The organism is Gilliamella sp. B3023 (assembly GCF_026536845.1).
Taxonomy (GTDB): Bacteria; Pseudomonadota; Gammaproteobacteria; order Enterobacterales; family Orbaceae; genus Gilliamella; species Gilliamella apicola_E.
Genome location: NZ_JAFNNH010000005.1, coordinates 156,261 through 175,735 on the forward strand (window position 1 = coordinate 156,261; position 19,475 = coordinate 175,735).

20 protein-coding genes and 1 pseudogene are annotated in these 19,475 nt (G+C 36.1%); 7 read left to right on the forward strand and 14 right to left on the reverse strand.

The window, feature by feature from the left end:
- Positions 1-60 precede the first annotated feature (60 nt).
- From tolA to sucC, 9 genes are all read right to left on the reverse strand, one after another.
- Complete coding sequence (gene tolA / locus J3U16_RS04940) at positions 61-987, reverse strand: cell envelope integrity protein TolA (protein WP_267342572.1); 927 nt, start codon at positions 985-987, stop codon at positions 61-63.
- A 26-nt stretch (positions 988-1,013) separates the two neighbouring features.
- A complete protein-coding gene (gene tolR / locus J3U16_RS04945) occupies positions 1,014-1,433 on the reverse strand; it encodes a colicin uptake protein TolR (protein ID WP_086364301.1) in 420 nt (139 codons plus the stop codon).
- Positions 1,434-1,435: 2 nt separating this feature from the next.
- The gene (gene tolQ, locus J3U16_RS04950; protein WP_065734266.1) at positions 1,436-2,116 is read right to left on the reverse strand and encodes a protein TolQ; all 681 of its coding nucleotides are present in this window, start codon (positions 2,114-2,116) and stop codon (positions 1,436-1,438) included.
- A complete protein-coding gene (gene ybgC, locus J3U16_RS04955; RefSeq protein ID WP_065734265.1) occupies positions 2,117-2,512 on the reverse strand; it encodes a tol-pal system-associated acyl-CoA thioesterase in 396 nt (131 codons plus the stop codon).
- A gap of 167 nt (positions 2,513-2,679) precedes the next feature.
- Entirely contained in the window at positions 2,680-2,784 is a 105-nt protein-coding gene (gene cydX, locus J3U16_RS04960; RefSeq protein ID WP_065562246.1) for a cytochrome bd-I oxidase subunit CydX, read from the reverse strand.
- 9 nt (positions 2,785-2,793) lie between these two features.
- A complete protein-coding gene (cydB, locus tag J3U16_RS04965) occupies positions 2,794-3,930 on the reverse strand; it encodes a cytochrome d ubiquinol oxidase subunit II (RefSeq protein WP_065562247.1) in 1,137 nt (378 codons plus the stop codon).
- A gap of 19 nt (positions 3,931-3,949) precedes the next feature.
- Complete coding sequence (locus J3U16_RS04970) at positions 3,950-5,521, reverse strand: cytochrome ubiquinol oxidase subunit I (RefSeq protein WP_220225069.1); 1,572 nt, start codon at positions 5,519-5,521, stop codon at positions 3,950-3,952.
- A 101-nt stretch (positions 5,522-5,622) separates the two neighbouring features.
- Complete coding sequence (gene sucD, locus J3U16_RS04975) at positions 5,623-6,489, reverse strand: succinate--CoA ligase subunit alpha (protein ID WP_267342573.1); 867 nt, start codon at positions 6,487-6,489, stop codon at positions 5,623-5,625.
- A 24-nt stretch (positions 6,490-6,513) separates the two neighbouring features.
- On the reverse strand, positions 6,514-7,680 hold the full coding sequence (gene sucC / locus J3U16_RS04980) for an ADP-forming succinate--CoA ligase subunit beta (RefSeq protein ID WP_065562250.1): 1,167 nt from the start codon (positions 7,678-7,680) through the stop codon (positions 6,514-6,516).
- 173 nt (positions 7,681-7,853) lie between these two features.
- Here sucC and fldA point away from each other — a divergent pair, with 173 nt between their 5' ends.
- From fldA to cls, 5 genes are all read left to right on the forward strand, one after another.
- On the forward strand, positions 7,854-8,366 hold the full coding sequence (gene fldA, locus J3U16_RS04985; protein ID WP_065562251.1) for a flavodoxin FldA: 513 nt from the start codon (positions 7,854-7,856) through the stop codon (positions 8,364-8,366).
- Positions 8,367-8,443: 77 nt separating this feature from the next.
- Entirely contained in the window at positions 8,444-8,902 is a 459-nt protein-coding gene (gene fur / locus J3U16_RS04990; protein ID WP_065562252.1) for a ferric iron uptake transcriptional regulator, read from the forward strand.
- 64 nt (positions 8,903-8,966) lie between these two features.
- The gene (locus J3U16_RS04995; RefSeq protein ID WP_220225071.1) at positions 8,967-9,509 is read left to right on the forward strand and encodes an inner membrane-spanning protein YciB; all 543 of its coding nucleotides are present in this window, start codon (positions 8,967-8,969) and stop codon (positions 9,507-9,509) included.
- 27 nt (positions 9,510-9,536) lie between these two features.
- Positions 9,537-9,989, forward strand: a complete 453-nt coding sequence (gene yciA, locus J3U16_RS05000) for an acyl-CoA thioester hydrolase YciA (protein ID WP_065562254.1) — start codon at positions 9,537-9,539, stop codon at positions 9,987-9,989.
- Between the two features lie 5 nt (positions 9,990-9,994).
- Entirely contained in the window at positions 9,995-11,458 is a 1,464-nt protein-coding gene (cls, locus tag J3U16_RS05005; RefSeq protein ID WP_267342574.1) for a cardiolipin synthase, read from the forward strand.
- Between the two features lie 49 nt (positions 11,459-11,507).
- Here the strand turns inward: cls and cpdA are convergent, their stop codons facing one another.
- Complete coding sequence (gene cpdA, locus J3U16_RS05010) at positions 11,508-12,338, reverse strand: 3',5'-cyclic-AMP phosphodiesterase (protein ID WP_267342575.1); 831 nt, start codon at positions 12,336-12,338, stop codon at positions 11,508-11,510.
- A 162-nt stretch (positions 12,339-12,500) separates the two neighbouring features.
- On the reverse strand, positions 12,501-13,124 hold the full coding sequence (gene nudF / locus J3U16_RS05015) for an ADP-ribose diphosphatase (RefSeq protein WP_267342576.1): 624 nt from the start codon (positions 13,122-13,124) through the stop codon (positions 12,501-12,503).
- A gap of 138 nt (positions 13,125-13,262) precedes the next feature.
- Between nudF and tolC the strand changes: the two genes are divergently transcribed.
- A complete protein-coding gene (gene tolC, locus J3U16_RS05020; RefSeq protein ID WP_267338238.1) occupies positions 13,263-14,609 on the forward strand; it encodes an outer membrane channel protein TolC in 1,347 nt (448 codons plus the stop codon).
- Between the two features lie 62 nt (positions 14,610-14,671).
- Here the strand turns inward: tolC and J3U16_RS05025 are convergent, their stop codons facing one another.
- Complete coding sequence (locus J3U16_RS05025) at positions 14,672-15,562, reverse strand: LysR family transcriptional regulator (RefSeq protein ID WP_065734255.1); 891 nt, start codon at positions 15,560-15,562, stop codon at positions 14,672-14,674.
- Between the two features lie 215 nt (positions 15,563-15,777).
- On the opposite strand from J3U16_RS05025, the gene J3U16_RS05030 reads away from it, so the two are divergent.
- On the forward strand, positions 15,778-16,605 hold the full coding sequence (locus J3U16_RS05030; protein WP_267342577.1) for an SDR family NAD(P)-dependent oxidoreductase: 828 nt from the start codon (positions 15,778-15,780) through the stop codon (positions 16,603-16,605).
- A 190-nt stretch (positions 16,606-16,795) separates the two neighbouring features.
- On the opposite strand, the gene J3U16_RS05035 is transcribed toward J3U16_RS05030, so the two are convergent.
- A complete protein-coding gene (locus tag J3U16_RS05035; protein WP_065734254.1) occupies positions 16,796-18,193 on the reverse strand; it encodes a hypothetical protein in 1,398 nt (465 codons plus the stop codon).
- 670 nt (positions 18,194-18,863) lie between these two features.
- Positions 18,864-19,475 (reverse strand): annotated as a pseudogene (locus J3U16_RS05040) (hypothetical protein); the annotation flags it as partial.

The window sequence follows — 19,475 nt, forward strand, 5'->3', positions numbered from 1 at the left end:
ATTTATTAATAGATGAAATGGTTAAATATCGTATTAAGATTTAAGCAGTTCAGATCTTACTTATTTGGGTTGGAAATCAATAGTCATTGTTTTAACTTCATTGTATAACTTACTAGAAGGTTTTGGTATAACCGCTAATTTAGTAGCTGCTAATGCCTCTCGACATAAATCAGCATCACCGCCTTTTGAGGTGACATTCAGCAATAATCCATCAGGTGCTATCTGGATTTGCAATGTACAAGTTTTTCCTCGATAAAGATTTTGCGGATTAATAAACTTATTACTAATTGCATTTTGTACCAACGATCTATATTTATTTAATTCGCCATCTGAGACACCTTTACGACTAGCTGCACCACCGGAAACATCAGGAGAGCCTGATGTAAGACCACCTAAGAGCTCATTAAGCGCTTTATCCTTTTTTGCTTGCTCAGCCCTTTTTGCAGCTGCGGCCTTCTCGGCGGCAGCTTTTTCTGCAGCAGCCTTTTCAGCGGCAGCTTTCTCAGCAGCAGCTTTTTCTGCAGCGGCTTTTTCTGCAGCGGCTTTCTCAGCAGCAGCTTTTTCTGCAGCGGCTTTCTCAGCAGCAGCTTTCTCAGCAGCAGCTTTCTCAGCAGCAGCCTTTTCAGCAGCAGCCTTTTCAGCAGCAGCTTTTTCTGCAGCGGCTTTCTCAGCAGCGGCTTTTTCAGCAGCAGCTTTTTCGGCTTCGGCTTTTTCGGCTAATTCTTTAACTTGTTTGTCTAATTGCTCTTGACGCTGTTGATTTGCTTTTTCCTGATTAACTTGCGCCTGCAATTGTCTTTGATATTGTTCGGTCATAACTGACGGATCAATCATGATTGCGTCAATAGAATTACCATTAATACTACCGTAATTTTCTCCATTATCATCAGGAATAAATTGATATCCTAAAACAATAATCAATATACCATGTAAAATAATGGATATGATAACTGGTAGACTTAGTTTTGATCTTAACTTGTTAGACATTGCTGACATTTTTTATAATTATTAATTTAAATTGGTTGAGTCATCAAACCGACCGATTTAACACCCGCAGATTGAAGCAAATTCAAAGCTTTTATAATTTCTTCGTAAGGAACTTGTTTAGCTCCACCGACTAAAAACACTGCTTTATCATTTAATGACATTTGCTGTTTAACTTCTGCAACAATTTGCTCTTGAGGTATATTCGATTGTCGATTTTGATCAATAATTATTGCATAAACACCAACTCCGGAAACCTCAATAATAATAGGTTTATTATCGGAAGGTGAAACAGTTTTTGACTCTGTCGCTTCAGGCAGATCAACTTCAACACTTTGACTAATAATTGGGGCTGTCGCCATAAAAATCAATACTAATACAAGCAATACGTCAAGTAACGGTACAATATTGATTTCTGATTTGGTTGAATAGCGTGAACGTCTACTCATAATTATTTCCTAACAGCTACTGCTTGACGTTGTAAAATTGTAGAAAACTCATCAATGAAGTTCAAATAGTTTTGTTCCATTCGACTTACACTTAATGATAATCGATTATATGCTAATACAGCTGGAATCGCCGCAAACAAACCAATAGCTGTTGCAATTAACGCTTCCGCAATACCTGGTGCAACCATTTGTAATGTAGCTTGCTTAACTGCGCCAAGTGAAATAAAGGCATGCATAATACCCCACACAGTACCAAAAAGACCAATATATGGACTGATTGAACCGACTGTTCCTAAGAATGGGATATGCAATTCTAAGTTATCTAATTCACGATTCATTGCTAAACGCATTGAACGAGATGCGCCATCTAATGCAGCTTCTGGCATATTTGGATTAATTTGATATAAACGAGAAAATTCTTTAAATCCCGAATAGAAAATATGTTCTGTGCCACAGATCTCTTCTTTATTGAATTTTGCTTTATCAAAGAGCACATTTAAGTCTTCGGCAGACCAAAAACTATCGTCAAACTGTTCGACTTGTTTTTTTGCTTTGCTTAAAATTTTGCTACGTTGGAAAATGATAGCCCAAGACATTACCGAAAATGCTAATAACAATAACATAACACCTTGTACTAAAAGTCCAGCTTGTAAAAATAGATCAATAATATTGAGATTATCCACTTAAATTAACTCCAAAACTAATAACTTGGGAAGCGCACACGGCTTCATTTTAGTCATATTGACACAAGCAATAACGACATCAGCGCTGCTGATAATTTGCTTATTCTGGTTTAAAATTGTCTGTTTAAAAATAATAGACGCCTTACGAATTTGCTCAACCTTAGTGCTGATAGTTAGCATGTCATCTAAACGGGCTGGAAAATCGTAGCTAATATCCATCTTTTTGACAACAAATGCAATACCTTCCTGTAATAACTTTTGCTGACTAATATCAAGATGTCTTAGCATTTCCGTTCTAGCTCGTTCAAAGAAGGCTAGATACCTAGCATGATAAACTACTCCGCCAGCATCTGTGTCTTCATAATAGACTCTTGCATTCCAATTGAATTGTTTCATATTTTATAATTTGAACGAAAAAATTTTCGTCATTATATATGATTATAAAATTCGCTGCACTATGATATAAAAATAGTTAAATGAAAACAATTATCATTTGTTAATTATTTGTCTAATATACAGCCCTATAACTAAAAAGGTGGCAATTTGCCACCTTTTTATCTATTTTATGACTCTTTAGTTTCTTTATCGTTATTTTCAAGCCAAAGTCCTGTAACAACTGCAAGCATACAAGCTGCAATTAATCCTGCTAACCATAGAAAGTAATACATAATAAATCCTTAATAAAGTGAATGTTTATTATTTTCAATATGATTTTTATCTAAACGGCCAAACATCTTAATGTAACACCATGTGGTATAGAACAGAATGAGTGGTACAAAGATTAGTGCTACACCAAACATGATATTAAGTGTTAATTGGCTAGAAGATGCGTCCCAAATTGTCAAACTCGCATTTGGCATAATGCTTGAAGGAATGATGAATGGGAATGTCGCAATACCATATGTCAGTAATACACAAGCAATGGTTAGTGCAGAAGATAAAAACACTAATCCATTTTTATTTAAACTAGAAAATAAAATAGTAAATAAAGGTAATAAAACACCTAAAGCTGGTACAACCCATAATATTGGATAGTTCATGTAATTTTTTAACCATGAAACATCTGTCGAAACAGTTTTGCTCAATGGGTTTGAAACACCATTAGGATCTATAGCGCTAGTTACCTCATAACCATGAATACCGAAGGCAACCCAAACTCCAGCTAATACAAATGCAATTAACATAATTAAACTAGCTATTTGAGTTGCTTTTCTTGCTCTTAAATAAAGTTCACCAGAAGTTTTCATTTGCAACCAAGCACCACCATGAGCAACGATTAACATTAAACTCACAACACCTGCTAATATTGCAAATGGGTTAAGTAAACCAAAAAATGACCCATCATAAAAAGAGCGATAACTATTATCAAATCTAAATGGAACGCCTTCTAACAAGTTTCCGAATGCAACACCGAAAACAAGAGCAGGAACAAAGCTACCTAAAAAGATTGCGATATCCCACATATTACGCCATTTAGAATTTTCTAATTTACTACGATAATCAAACCCAATTGGTCTAAAAAACAGTGCACATAACACCAAAATCATCGCAATATAAAATCCGGAAAAAGATACCGCATAAGCCATAGGCCAAGCAGCAAAAATACCTGCACCACCAGTAATTAACCAAACTTGGTTACCATCCCAGTGTGGTGCTATTGCATTTATCATAATACGGCGTTCAGTATCAGTTTTGCCAATAAATGGTAGTAAGATACCAACACCCATATCAAAACCATCGGTGACAACAAAAGCGATTAACACAACGCTAATCAGCACCCACCAGGTGACTCTTACAATTTCATAATCAATCATTGTATATACTCCCTATGCCTTATTCTGATATCGATTGTGTTTTTTCATAATGATAGCTGCCAGTACCTAAAGAGCTTGGTCCTAATCGAGCAAACTTAAACATTAAGAACATCTCAGCAACTAAGAACATTGTATAAAGTCCACAAATAAGAACCATAGTGAATAGTACTTCACCTGGAGTTAATGATGAATTAGCTACTCCAGTTGGCAATATGTCTTGAATTGCCCAAGGTTGACGACCATATTCTGCAACAAACCAACCACATTCACATGCTAGCCAAGGGAATGGGAGTGATAAAAGAAGTAAACGGCATAACCAACGTTTTTCACCAATTTTATTTTTGTAAGTTGACCATAAAGCAAGGCCAGTACCTAAAATCATTAATAAACCAAAGCCAACCATTCCTCTAAATGCCCAGAATAAAGGCCATACAGCTGGGATTGAATCTTCAGTTGCTGCTTTGATGTGTTCTTCAGTAGCTTCTGGAATTGTTAAGTTATCTTTATCGGTAAAACGTTTAACTAAATAGCCATAGCCTAAATCAACTTTATTGTCTTCAAAGGCTTTTAAAACCGCAGGGTCTTTATCGCCTTTTTGAATTTTTTCTAAACTAGAATAAGCGACAATACCATTACGAATTCGAGTCTCATTATCCGCTAAAATATCTTTTAAACCAGTTACTTTGGTATCTAATGAGCGAGTTGTCATAATTCCCATCACATAAGGAATTTCAACCGCAAACAAGTTCTCTTTTTTCTCTTGTGAAGGGAACGCTATAACGTTGAACGATGCAGGTGCTGGTTGAGTTTCCCATTCAGCTTCAATTGCAGCTAATTTAACCGGCTGTACAGTAGTCATTTCATGACCAGCTTCATCACCCATAATAGCGACCACAATTGACATAATAAAACCAAATACTGCAGCTACAGCAAAAGAGCGCTTAGCAAATGGTAAATCACGTTTTTTGAGTAAATAATATGAACTAATACTTAAGACAAAAATAGCACCAGTTAAATAACCCGCTGCTACGGTGTGAACGAATTTATATTGAGCAACAGAATTGGTAATTAACTCAAAAAAACTTTGCATTTCCATTCTTGAATTAATCGGATTAAAGTCTGAACCGACAGGGAACTGCATCCAACCATTGGCAACTAAAATCCAGAGCGCAGAAAGATTAGAACCAAAAGCCACACACCAAGTGACCATTAAATGCTTGCCACGGCTTAATCTATCCCATCCAAAAAAGAATAAACCAACCATGGTTGATTCTAAGAAAAATGCCATTAATCCTTCTATTGCAAGCGGTGCACCGAAAATATCACCTACATAATGCGAATAATAAGACCAATTTGTACCAAACTGAAATTCCATAGTTAAACCAGTAGCAACACCAACAGCGAAGTTGATACCAAATAGTTTACCCCAGAATTTAGTCATATCTTTCCAGACTTGCTTACCACTAACAACGTATACCGTTTCCATAATTGCAAGCATAAACGCCATACCAAGCGTTAATGGTACAAAAATAAAATGATACATCGCAGTGAGTGCAAACTGAAGGCGTGACAGTTCTACTATATCTAACATAAAGCGCTCCCTTATCCTTAAATGCCCACAAATTTTGTAACGTTATTATTGTACAACAAAATTTAATGAATAAAAATTGATTAATGTCAAAAAAATAAAACTTAAAAATGTTTTTTTATTGCTTCACCAATTTGAGCTAAGCTACTTACAACAGTAACACCTGCTGATTGCAGTGCTTTAGTTTTTTCTGCTGCGGTACCTTTATTGCCAGAAATGATTGCACCTGCATGTCCCATACGTTTGCCGGCTGGGGCCGAAACACCAGCTATATAAGCAACTACAGGTTTAGTAACATTATGTTTAATATAATTGGCGGCTTCTTCTTCTGCGCTACCACCAATTTCACCAATCATAACTATTGCTTCTGTTTTAGGATCTTGTTGGAGTAATTTTAATATTGAAATAAAATCACTGCCGGGAATGGGATCACCACCGATTCCGACGCAAACGGATTGGCCTAATCCAATATCAGTTGTTTGTTTAACTGCTTCATAAGTTAGCGTACCTGAACGCGAAACAATCCCAACTTTACCAGCTAAATGAATATGTCCAGGCATGATACCAATTTTACACTCATCAGGAACAATAATTCCTGGGCAATTTGGACCAATCATAACAACATCATTTTGGGTTAATTTTTCTTTAACAATAAGCATATCCAAGGTTGGAATGCCTTCTGTAATACAGACGATTAATTTTATACCTGCATCAATGGCTTCTAAAATTGAATCTTTACCAAAAGCAGCGGGAACATAAATAACGGTTGCAGTTGCACCGGTTGTTTCAACCGCTTCTTTAACAGTATTAAAAACAGGTAAACCTAAATGTGTCGTACCACCTTTGCCTGGTGTTACGCCACCAACTAATTTAGTACCATAGGCCAGTGCTTGTTCAGAATGGAATGTACCTTGGCTGCCAGTAAATCCCTGACAAATAACTTTTGTATCTTTATTAATCAAAATTGACATAGTAATTATTCTCCACCCATTCTCTTATTGTGCAACACTGACGATCTGTTGGGCTGCATCGACTAAACTTTTTGCGGTAATAACATTTAATTTACTTTTAGCTAAAATATCTCTTGCTAGTTCCGCATTATTACCTTCAAGACGAACGACAACAGGAACAGTCAAACCTATTTCCTTAATTGCATCAATAATGCCATTAGCAATAAGATCGCAGCGAACAATACCACCAAAAATATTGACTAATATTGCTTTCACATTTTTATCAGAAAGTATCAATTTAAAGGCTTCGGCAACCCGTTCTTTTGTCGTGCCACCACCAACATCTAAAAAGTTTGCTGGCTCACCACCATAAAGTTTAATCATATCCATAGTTGCCATAGCAAGGCCTGCGCCATTAACCATGCAACCAATATTGCCATCTAAAGATACATAGCTTATGCCTTGTTTAGCCGCTATCGACTCCCGTTCGTCTTCCTGTGTAGTATCTCTTAATACGACTAAATCAGGATGTCTAAACATAGCATTATCATCTAGCACAACTTTAGCATCTAGACAGATTAACTCCTGTGTATCGGTAATAACTAAAGGATTGACTTCTGCTAAAGAAACATCTTTTTCAATGAAAAGATTAGCAAAATTAACAAATAATTTAGCGAATTGATTGACTAATTTACCGGTTAAGCCAAGTTTAAAAGCTAACTCTCGGCCTTGATATCCGCATGGTCCTGTTAAAGGGTCGAGTGATATTTTATGAATTAAATGTGGCGATTGCTCAGCGACTTTTTCGATCTCAACACCACCTTCGGTAGATGCCATAATCACAATGCGTTTTGTACTACGATCAACAACCGCCCCTAAATAAAGCTCTTTTTCTATATTAGACGCTTTTTCAATTAAAATTTTATTAACTGGTTGCCCTTTAGACGTTGTTTGATAAGTCACTAAATATTGACCTAACCATTTTTCAGCAAACAATCTAATTTCATTAAAATCTTTAGTACAAATTACCCCACCTGACTTACCACGTCCACCTGCATGAACTTGGCACTTTGCTACCCAAGCATTAGATTGAGAAGAGAGCTCAGCCAATGTATCTTGTATTTCATCGATTGAATTACACACATAACCTTCTGGCACTGGCAAATTATATTGTTTAAATAGGTGTTTTGATTGATACTCATGCAGATTCATAAATAATTCCGAAACGTCGATTGCCATAAAATAGTGGCTAATTTTAATTCAAGTTGAAAAAATTGTGTAGTAAATAATTACTTATGTTTGGAGTAATTGAGAATTATTGCTGATAACTACCGACAGTGTTATACTCAAAACATGTATATTGTAAAAACAGTAAAGGTAAAAATATGGCACAAGTTGGAATTTTTTTTGGTAGTGACACAGGCAACACAGAAAATGTAGCTAAACAAATCCAACAAATTTTAGGTACAGACAAAGCAGATCTTTTTGATATCGCAAAAACAACAAAAGAACATATCGAAAAATATGACTTCTTATTTTTTGGTATTCCAACTTGGTATTACGGTGAGTCTCAAGCGGATTGGGATGATTTTTTTCCTAACTTAGAAAACGTTGACTTTAATGGCAAAACAGTCGCAATATTTGGCTGTGGTGACCAAGAAGATTATGCTGAATATTTTTGTGATGCAATGGGAACAATCCGCGATATTATCGAACCTAAAGGCGCAAAAATTGTCGGTCATTGGTCTACTGAAGGTTACAGTTTTGAAGCATCTAAAAGCTTAGTTGATGACAACCACTTTGTAGGTTTAGCAATTGATGAAGATCGCCAACCAGAATTAACAGAAGAAAGAATTAATAATTGGGTAAACCAAGTAAAAACCGAAATGAATATTTGATCTATCAGAGTGATTTATTTTATTTTCCGTTCATATTTTATAATATGCCTAATTAATTAACTAAATTGGAATGTAATATGACAAATCATGATAAAGATAACAATGCAGCACTCAAAAGTGCGGGTTTAAAGGTTACGTTACCGCGATTAAAAATTTTAGAATTACTACGCGATCCTTCATGCCAACACATTACTGTGGAAGATCTTTATAAAAAACTACTTGATATGGGCGAAGAGATTGGTCTTGCTACAGTATATCGTGTATTAAATCAATTTGATGATGCGGGTATTGTAACACGCCACAATTTTGAAGGAGGAAGAGCCGTTTTTGAGCTTGCCTCACAAAAACATCATGACCACTTAATTTGTTTAGATTGTGGAGAAGTTTTTGAATTTCGAGACGAAATTATCAACAAACGTCAAAAAGAAATTGCAGAGCAATATGGCGTGGAACTCACCTTTCATAGCTTATATCTTTATGGTCATTGCAAATCAGGTAACTGTAAAACTCATCCGGAACTTCATACAAAAAAATAAGCCTATTTAATAGGCTTTTCACTTATTGAGAACTCTTACTTTTATCTTTCAGGTTAATAATTAAATGAAGCAGCTATTAAATTTTATACCACTTATCGTCTTTTTTATATTTTTAACAATTTACGATATTTTTGTTGGCGTACAAGCCTTGATGGTTTCAGCAACCATCTCATTTTTAATTATTCTTGTTATGTATAAAAAAATTGATAAAGTCGAGCTCGTCTCCTATCTGATGATAATGATTTTTGGTGGCATAACACTTTATACGCAAAATCAAGACATAATTAAATGGAAAGTAACCATCATAAACTTCTTATTTGCTGCTGCATTATCTATTAGTCAGTTTGGTTTCAAAAAAAATCTACTACAAAAAATGTTAGGTAAAGAGATACATCTCGATATCGCTATTTGGAATAAACTCAACTTGATATGGATCGCTTTTTTTACGGTTTGCGGTTCATTTAGCCTAGTTGCAACCTATTATGCATCAAGTGATTTCTTCTGGATCTTCAAAGTATTTATTTTACCGATTGCATCATTAGTCATGTCATTGATATCGGGCATTTACATCTATCGGCATATGAATAAAATGGCTGATAACGGATAAAAAAATATAAGTAGGAGTACTTTCAACATGACGCAAGATAACCCTAATGGACAACTCGTTTTACGCACTTTAGCCATGCCAGCAGACACCAACCCTCATGGCCATATATTTGGCGGGTGGATAATGTCACAAATGGATTTAGCCGGTGGTATTTTAGCTAAAGAAATTGCTAAAAGAAGAGTAGTAACAGTAAATGCAAGTAGTATCACCTTCTACAAACCAGCAATGGTTGGCGATGTTGTTTGTTGTTATGCACATTGTATAAAAACCGGTACAACATCCATTACAATTGGTATTGAAGTTTGGATAAAAAAAATAACAGATGCTGACAATGCAACACAACGCTTCTGCATTACTGACGCGACATTTACTTATGTTTCTGTAGATAAACATAATAATCCAAAACCGTTGCCTGAAATATTTCAAAATTTCGATTGTACTAAAGACCCAATTAGTAAACTAAACTTAAGTTATAGCTGATAATTATGCAATTTACATCATTTCATGCCTTAGTAAGTACATTAATATTTCTTGTTTACTGGTTGCTTATTGTGTCAACCACCTTACGTATTGTCTTTAAAAGACGACCAACCACTTACGTAATCGCATGGATGTTAGTAATATATATATTACCTATAATTGGTGTCATTCTCTATTTTGCACTAGGTGAAGCTCATCTTGGGCAACAAAGAGCCAAACGTGCGCAAAAAATGCGCCCGACTATTACAAAATTTATTAATCGATTAAGTGCTTTTCCTGACATCTTTACCACCAAAGTCAGCCAGGTTAGCAAACCTATTTTTCAACTCTGTAAACATCAAACAGGTCTTGATGGGATCAGAGGCAACCACATTGAATTACTGAGCAATACCGATGCCATTTTTGACCAACTAATTCAAGACATAAACCAAGCCAAGTCAAATATCGAAATGGTCTTTTACATTTGGAACGAAGGTGGTAGAGCTGACGATGTTGAACAAGCGCTTATACAAGCCACACAACGAGGCGTCACCTGCCGCCTAATGATTGACTCAGCCGGTAGTCGACATTTTATCCGCTCCAAAGCCAGCCAAAGAATGCGAGACGCAGGCATAACCATCATCGAAGCATTGCAGGTTAATCTATTAAGATTTATGTTTAGACGACTTGATTTACGACAACATCGAAAAGTCGCCATTATTGACAACTACATCTCATATACTGGTAGCATGAACATCGTAGATCCACGATTCTTCAAACAAAATAAACATGTTGGGGAGTGGGTTGATATCATGATCAGAATGTGTGGTCCAGTAACCACACTAATGGGTGCAATATACGCCAGTGACTGGGAGCTAGAAACAGGAAAATATTTAGCCCTACCTCAAATTACTGATTTCGCAGAGCCGCCAGAAGATAAAAAACATATTATGCAACTGATTGCTTCAGGTCCTGGTTATACTGAAAACATGATCCACCAGGTACTCTTAACCGCAATCTACTCAGCTCAAGAACAAATTATATTCACAACGCCATATTTAGTACCAAGTGATGATATTTTACATGCAGTATGTACAGCCGCTCAACGAGGTGTTGAAGTAGTCATCATCGTCCCTAAAAAGAATGATTCGCTAATGGTCAAATGGGCAAGTCGAGCATTCTTTTCTGAATTATTAAACGGTGGGGTTAAGCTTTATCAATTTAACGATAATTTACTCCATACCAAAAGTGTATTAATCGACAACCAACTTAGTTTAGTTGGAACCGTTAACTTAGATATGCGAAGTTTATGGCTCAATTTTGAAATCACAACGGTAATTGATGATGCACAGTTTGCAAAATCACTATCTACACTGTTAGAACAATATTTATCACAATCAGACAAAGTGGATATTGAAAAATGGAAAAAAAGACCAATCTGGCAACGGATTGTTGAAAGACTATTTTATTTTTTTGCTCCATTGCTCTAAACAATCGTTGTAAAAATTAACGTTTGAGTAACCTTTGAAAAGATAGATATTAGTAACCTTTTTGCGAAACATCAGGCAAAAACAGATTATCTGCAATACGGAAAACGTTAGATTCAATTGTTCCATCTTCATTAAGCTTAATTTCACGCCAGCCTGGAGCTTCATCATTAGATAATTGAAACTCATAAGAATTTGGCTTGAATTGAAAACAAGTAGATGGTGTAGAAAACGCGTGGCAATTATGCCAAACATGATCTTGTTGTTGATGAATATGCCCCCAACCAAGACCTTTTATTGAAGGAAATTTTTTAACGATTTCCTCAAGTTCATTACTATTTTTTAAAATATGCTCATCTAACCAATGACAACCCGAACTAATAGGATGGTGATGCAAAAAGACCATCACATTTTTATCAGTATGAGCTAATAACGTCTTTTCAAGAAATTGCAACTCAGATTGAGGTAACAAACCACATGCCTGACCAACAACTTGGCTATTTAAAAGCACAATCAACCAATTATCACCAAGCAATACCACTTTATTTTCAGCCAGTTGGTAATTCGAAAAAACTTCCTGCATATAACTAAAATTATCATGATTACCAGCCAACCAAACACATGGCGTATTAAACTGCTTAATCTGCTCGGCAAAGCGGGCATAGGATTTCTTCGAACCATCTTGCACAAAGTCACCTGTTGCAACGATCAAATCATACTTTCTATTACCGCGCTTAATTTCATTAATAACCGATAAAAAACTCGCATTTGACTTAATGCCTAATAAAGCACCATCCTCATCAGCAAACAGATGTGTATCAGTAATATGCAAAATATTTGCACAATGCTTATTCTGTATTTGAAGCGTTAAAAGTGACGCCAAAATCTACCTCAATAATTATATATATGAAATCATGCCAGCAATAGAATTGATATTGTGATCAACATCACAATTTTTTATTTTTAAATCATGATGTTATACTAAATTGTAAAATAAAATTTATTTTTAGGGAAGCAATAATTTCCTGAATTTAACAAAAATAGCTTATTTCCACTCATTTCTTAGTGTCGAATGATTAAGTTGTAACCATTGTAATGCAATAATTGATGCCGCATTATTAATTACGCCTTCTTCAACCCACTTATAAGCTTGCTCACGGCTGACTACATGAACCTTGATATCCTCGTTTTCTTCAGCTAAACCGTGCACGCCTTTAGCGGTTGAAGCATCAACCTGACCAACCAAAACATGTAACTTCTCAGTTAAACCACCTGGTGATGCAAGATAAATAATAATTGGCTTACATTGCCCAACAACAATACCCGCCTCTTCCAAGGCCTCTCGTTTTGCTACTTCTTCAATCGACTCATTCTCATGATCCATCATCCCAGCGATCAACTCTAACATCCAAGGCGAATCTTCAGTCTCAATTGCAGCTATCCGAATTTGCTCAATAAGCACAACTTCATCACGCTTATCATCATAGGCTAAAAGCACCACAGCATGGCCACGCTCCAGAATTTCGCGACTCACCACCTCACTGATTGAACCATCAAATTTACGGTATTGAAAACGGTATTCCAATAACGAAAAAAAGCCCTTATATAAAATGCGTTTAGTTAAATTAAAAACATCTTTCTTGTTATAAAGCACAGGTTTAAATTTCATATCAAATTCTCAATTTTAAGCTAAATTTTAATAAAAAGTGCGAATCACGAATAAGTATACTTTCTATATGCTAATTATCTGTTAAAATTATGCAATTGAAAATATTATTCTATTTTATTGCTTTTAAAGAGAAGATTAATGAAAAAAACTTTAACCTTTTTAATTGGCTTAGCATTAAGTCAATCTGTGTTTGCTGAAAACTTAGTACAGGTTTATGAACAAGCGAAACAAACCAACCCAGATCTACGCAGTTCATTAGCTGAAAAAGATAAAGCTTACTCAGCAATTTCAGGTTCTCGTGCAAGCTTACTTCCGCAAGTTGGCCTTAGTGCTTCTTATGGTGTAGCACATGGACGTCGAGACGATAGCGGTGTTAAATCTAAAAGCGGTAGCTTATACCAAGTTGGTGTATCACAAAGTATCTTTAATTTTTCTAATTGGAAAGCGTTAGATATCACCAAAAAACAAGCCACTATTGCGGATATCTCTTATCAATACCAAGGCCAAACATTAATTTTAAACACCTCGGTAGCCTATTTTAACGTATTAAAAGCCCTTGATGCATTAAGCTTTATCGATGCACAGAAAAAAGCAATTGGTCGTCAATTAGAACAAACTCGCCAACAACATCAAGTTGGGCTAGTTGCTATTACCGACGTACAAAATGCTCAAGCAAATTACGACTTAACTGTTGCACAACAAGTTAATGCATTAAATGATTTAAATAATGCGCTTGAAGCATTACGCCAAGTAAGTGGACGCTTCTATTCTCAACTTGCCAGCGTTGACACTAAAACCTTTAGAACTGAGCAACCAACTCAAATCAACACATTGTTAAAACAATCTGAAACCACTAATCTCAATTTATTAACAATGAAGTTAAACCAAGAGATTGCTCGCGACCAAATCAAAATGGCTCAATCCGGTTTTATGCCTACTGCTAGCTTAGAAGCATCAACCAACCTAAATAAAAGCGAGAGTTATGGTGATACCAATTACAAGCGTCATACTGCCGGTAAAAAATATGCAGGTGATAACAGAATTGGGGTTAGCGTTAGCTTACCACTATTCTCTGGTGGCGCAACAGTATCACAAGTACAACAAGCACAACACAGCTTCGTAAGCTCAAGTGAAAAACTTGAAAGTACTAATCGTAGTGTGATTAACCAAATCCGCTCATCTTACAACAACATCTCATCATCGATCAGTGCGATTAAAGCTTATCAACAAGCGGTTGTTTCAGCACAAAGCTCATTAGAAGCAACCTCTTCTGGATACCAAGTGGGAACACGTACTATCGTTGACGTACTTAACGCAACAACACAACTGTATAGCTCAAAACGAAATCTTTCTGATGCTAAATACAACTATTTAACAAGTTTATTACAGTTAAAATATGCAGTTGGAACCTTAACGGCAAGTGATCTAGATTACCTAAACAATATGTTAGGTAAAGAAGTAAGCACACTTGCAACAATAAAATAATTCAATAAAAATTAATAAAAAAGCGATCATCAGATCGCTTTTTTTATTTATCCAAATACTTATTAAGTCATCGCATTAATAATAAAATCGATAAAAATATTGAGCTTAGGCAACCGTTGCTTATCGGCGGTATACAACAAATGGACTTCCCTCGCCGGCGGTAAAAAATTTTGTAAAACTGGGATTAATTTATTTTGTTTAATTGACTCTCTCAACGTCGACTCAGGTAACATCGTAATACCTAACCCTTCAAGGGCGGCCACAGCTAGTGCTGCCGTATTATTACTTTGAAATGATCCTGTAATTGGAACATTAATCAATTCACCATTTATCTTAAACGGCCACAAATTATCTTTTTTGTTTGAATTAACATATTGATAGATCAAACATTGATGCTTTTTCAAATCATCGGGTACCGCTGGCACACCATAACGAGCCAAATAACTTGGCGATGCAGCAAAAATAAGTTGCAAATCACTAAGCTTTCTCGCAATCAATCCCGAATCACTTAAAGAACCGATTCGAAACACCACATCAAAATCATCTTTAACTAAATCAACATAACGATCGTTTAACTGAATATCAATATTCACCTTCGGATAACATTTCATAAAATGGCTAATAACCGGAACCAAATTAAATTGACCATAACTCACCGGTGCACTAATTCTTAAACGACCTTTCGGCTCCTTACTATATGTTTGTGCTAATGTCTTAGTATTCTTAATCTCACTTAAAATAAATAGACATCGCTCATAATACTGCTTGCCAAACTCGGTCAAATTTTGCGATCGCGTCGTTCTATTTAACAACTTTAAGCCCAAATAATTTTCTAAAAACAAAATATACTTTGCGACCATTTGTGGAGAGGTATTTAAAGAGATTGAAGTTGCAGCAAACGATCCGGTCTTAACCGTTATCACAAAAGCTTCCATACACTTAACTAAATCCATATTATCAACCACCAGTTGTTAATAAATAAATTTTGACACTATTTATAGTCATTTTATATATAAATATAATACACATCCTTAATTAAAAAAAGAAAATACTCTAAACAAAAAATTGTTATCATATGTGCGAACTTTAATGTTCGCTAAACAATTTTAATGCGAGCGACTAAAATTGATTAATTAGAACATAGATACGGATATAAAAAGGATACGAAATGGAAATTGAAATAGAAATGGATATCGAAACAGAAACAGAAACTATTAACGCTGAAAAAAGATATACAGTCATCACCGGAGCCAGCTCAGGCATAGGTTACGCAACAGCAATCGCTTTTGCAAAAAGAAACAAAGACCTTATTATAATAGCAAGAAGAATAGAAAATTTAGAATCATTAAAAAACCAAATAGAAACAATCAACCCCGACATAGAAGTCATTATTAAAGTTTGTGATCTCACCGATACACAATCCATCTACACATTATTTAATGAACTAAGAAATTACTTTATCGAAACGTGGATCAACAATGCTGGTTTTGGACATTATGGTAGTGTAAGTACACAAGAGTTAACTAAAATTGAGTCAATGCTCCACCTAAACATAGAAGCATTAACCATCCTATCAACCCTTTATGTACGTAAATACCATAATCACACCAACACACAACTGATTAACATCTCATCACGAGGTGGTTATACCATTGTACCTAACGCGGTAACCTATTGCGCCACCAAATTTTACGTCAGTGCCTTTACAGAAGGGCTTGCTCAAGAACTAATACAGACTAACGCAAAACTAAGAGCCAAAGTACTCGCCCCAGCAGCAACGCAAACTGAATTTGGCAAAAAAGCCAACAATGTCAGTGAATATAATTATGACAAAAGTTTTGCCAAATATCATTCTGCCGACCAAATGGCTGAATTCTTACTAGCGCTCTATGACAGTGATAAAACCGTTGGGGAAGTTGATACTAAAGATTTCTCATTCCAACTAAAAGACAGCCATTTTCCATATTCAGGCAACCCAGCAGAAAATCAAAAATAAAAAGTTGAATATGGAAGGAACAATAAAAGGATTTTGGGGTTCAAAAACCCCGTTCCTCAACTTTTTTTACCGTATCATTTTAATAAATCCGCCCCAATTGAGGCGGATAGCTTAAACTTCGACACCACAAAATCGCTTTTTAATTGCCTATACATCAACGATTCCCTAACCGAAGAAAAACAACTAAAAGCTAATCTGTCACACACATGCCAAATGGTGGAAGATTAGGATCATTCCAAAATATATTGCCATAATGCGAATTCACTACAAACTGACCACTAGCATGGCGATCACTAGTCCAATACCAAGCACCTCTAAAACTACCTCCAGAGTGTTGGTACAAATAGCCCCACTCAGTAAAAAACCCGGCACCAATACTACGCTGATAAAAATTACTCGGTGACGCAGGTGTTGCACCAACTGAACCTTGACAGTGAGAACCGGAATTAGTCCCTCGACAAGAAGCATTAGTTAAATCTTTAACCGCAGGCAGACGATAACCTATATCATCACACCAAGCTATTTGATTACTTAGAATCTTATTCACGTGCCCACGGTTAACGAACCATTGCTTTAACACAAAACCATACTTAACAACATCATTACCTTCACTATCCCGCCCGACTAACTCAAAAGTCTGAGGTAAAGCTGGTCTAGGCACACTTCCCGGATTATCTGAACTCCATTGAGACGATGTTGCAACGGGACCAGATAATGTAACACGGACACTTGTAGGTGATGAATCTGTCATCGTAGCAGTGATACCGCTATGAGAAACAGGAGCCCAAAACAATGCTTGATTACTACCACCAATATCTAAATCAAAATACAAACCATCAGCCCCGGTTGTCGGAAAATTCAAATTATAAGATGATGGTGTAGCTGATTGAGTAAGAAACCCTTTATCAGGGTCCCAAATCAAAGCTGAACCACGGAAGTCGTGAGATTTACCATCTTCATTAAGATTACCAACGTGCAAGTTAGGCTTAGCAAAACAAATAACCGGCGATGCCTTAGGATTGACAAAGTAAGTCACATCACTTGCATTAAAATGACTACTGCGAGGAAGACCATAACGTGTCATTAATGTACCTTCAGTACTGGTTAATTTAATCTGATAAGGCGCATTACACATCGTTAACACAGTTTCACGTGATACCGACTGATTGTCCCTATCAACGATAGACAAACTTAAACTACCAGTCGCAGAAATATCACCATCGCCATCATCATCCCCCCAAAAATTATAAGGTGAACCGATAAGTGTACTCAGCGAGGCTGAATTAGTATCAACTGGCAGCATCATACCAATATCAGCAAAACTTTGACCAACTGCGGGTAACTCGATTGGCGTAATTGATGAAATGTTCGTTGAAGGCGTGTATTGAATACCATTAGATAACGTGATCCCAAGCAAACCATCAGTATTAACTGCACGGGTTTGCCCCCCGTCGAACGTCAAATACGGAACACTACCATAAATAACATTACTAGTTTTCGATGTTAATGCATGACTAAAAAAAGGGATAGACAGTAAAAGAACCAGAAAGATCTGCCGAAATAAATTGGATCGATAAAAAGATCCCACGAAGATCCGTAAAAGTCTAATGAACCTCGTGAAATAATGAATTTTAGAGAAAAATAAAAGTTGGAAGCTTAACTTTGACGAATTTAAATTATAGGTTGGCCAAGTTGCCTGTTGCCTGTTGCCTGTTGAAAATTATAATACATAGCCGACAATCCTGTCAAGTAAATTTATGATTTATTTAAGATTTTACGTTTTTTTAACGGAATTTCATTCATTTGTATAAAATGACACAAGGAGTATAATGACTAGAAAAATATGATGCAATCTTGTTTTAAATTTTAATTGCTAACTTTCGTAAAGACGATCACTAAAAGATCTAAAATGAATTGACTGACTATTGTTTTCATTAAAATTCTCATCTTTACAAAGCCTAAAAAAATCACAATTATTAACCTTAAAAAAATTCAATATTAGAATTTAAAAATTAGCGTTTTTAATAATTTTATAGAACAAGACGTTACCCCAAAAACCCCGCTCCTCAACTTTTTTTGAGATAAAAACCGCAAAAATAAACCCGCCGAGGCGGGTAATTCAAACGTCGCTAAGCCGCAAAATCACTTTTTATGGCTAAACGACGTTGACTCCTTGAGTCAGCTTACTTTTAATCACCTAATACTATTTTTTATCACCCCCACCCCCAGCCTAAGGATTAAGGACGAAGAAATAAAAACTAAGGATGGGAGCAAAGCCCGTAGTATTCGTAGTAGTAGTTAGGCCAACCCACGGAACCGTAGTCTGGCTTCACGAAAAACATGGTACGACCAGACGGGTCACTAGTCCAGTACCAACGATAGTTGTAGAAGCCAACGCCTGAATAATCATACATATTACCCCACTCCGTGAAAAAACCTGAACCAATTCTACGCTGGTAATAATTACCAGATGAACGAGGAGTGGCGCCAGAGATAGCAGGAGGTGTTGTACGAACTGCGTTGGTTAAATCCTTTACCTTAGGAAGGCGATAACCAATACGACGACACCAAGATGAGACAGAAGAATAATTGGTATCATACACATTACCACGGTTGACGAACCACTGCTTCAAAGTAAAACCATATTTGACGACTGGAGTACCATTAATATCACGACCGACCAACTCGAAAGTCTGAGGCAAAGAAATAGTGGAAAGAGGATCAGGATTGGCTGAACTAATCTGGGATGGAGTAGCGTAAGGACCAGTTAAAGTAACACGAACGCTTGTAGCTGTAGGATTAGACATTGTGACTGTGATACCACCCAGAGAAACAGGAGACCAAGACAATGGCTGACTTACACCTCTAAT

Bases quoted from the DNA above. Each gene is read 5' to 3' on its own strand.
- tolA (WP_267342572.1), bottom strand. From the start codon at position 987: ATGTCTAACAAGTTAAGATCAAAACTAAGTCTACCAGTTATCATATCC.
- J3U16_RS04970 (WP_220225069.1), bottom strand. From the start codon at position 5,521: ATGTTAGATATAGTAGAACTGTCACGCCTTCAGTTTGCACTCACTGCG.
- tolR (WP_086364301.1), bottom strand. From the start codon at position 1,433: ATGAGTAGACGTTCACGCTATTCAACCAAATCAGAAATCAATATTGTA.
- fldA (WP_065562251.1), top strand. From the start codon at position 7,854: ATGGCACAAGTTGGAATTTTTTTTGGTAGTGACACAGGCAACACAGAA.
- sucD (WP_267342573.1), bottom strand. From the start codon at position 6,489: ATGTCAATTTTGATTAATAAAGATACAAAAGTTATTTGTCAGGGATTT.
- nudF (WP_267342576.1), bottom strand. From the start codon at position 13,124: ATGAAATTTAAACCTGTGCTTTATAACAAGAAAGATGTTTTTAATTTA.
- cydB (WP_065562247.1), bottom strand. From the start codon at position 3,930: ATGATTGATTATGAAATTGTAAGAGTCACCTGGTGGGTGCTGATTAGC.
- sucC (WP_065562250.1), bottom strand. From the start codon at position 7,680: ATGAATCTGCATGAGTATCAATCAAAACACCTATTTAAACAATATAAT.
- J3U16_RS05030 (WP_267342577.1), top strand. From the start codon at position 15,778: ATGGAAATTGAAATAGAAATGGATATCGAAACAGAAACAGAAACTATT.
- yciA (WP_065562254.1), top strand. From the start codon at position 9,537: ATGACGCAAGATAACCCTAATGGACAACTCGTTTTACGCACTTTAGCC.
- cls (WP_267342574.1), top strand. From the start codon at position 9,995: ATGCAATTTACATCATTTCATGCCTTAGTAAGTACATTAATATTTCTT.
- cydX (WP_065562246.1), bottom strand. From the start codon at position 2,784: ATGTATTACTTTCTATGGTTAGCAGGATTAATTGCAGCTTGTATGCTT.
- J3U16_RS04995 (WP_220225071.1), top strand. From the start codon at position 8,967: ATGAAGCAGCTATTAAATTTTATACCACTTATCGTCTTTTTTATATTT.
- fur (WP_065562252.1), top strand. From the start codon at position 8,444: ATGACAAATCATGATAAAGATAACAATGCAGCACTCAAAAGTGCGGGT.
- tolC (WP_267338238.1), top strand. From the start codon at position 13,263: ATGAAAAAAACTTTAACCTTTTTAATTGGCTTAGCATTAAGTCAATCT.
- ybgC (WP_065734265.1), bottom strand. From the start codon at position 2,512: ATGAAACAATTCAATTGGAATGCAAGAGTCTATTATGAAGACACAGAT.
- J3U16_RS05025 (WP_065734255.1), bottom strand. From the start codon at position 15,562: ATGGATTTAGTTAAGTGTATGGAAGCTTTTGTGATAACGGTTAAGACC.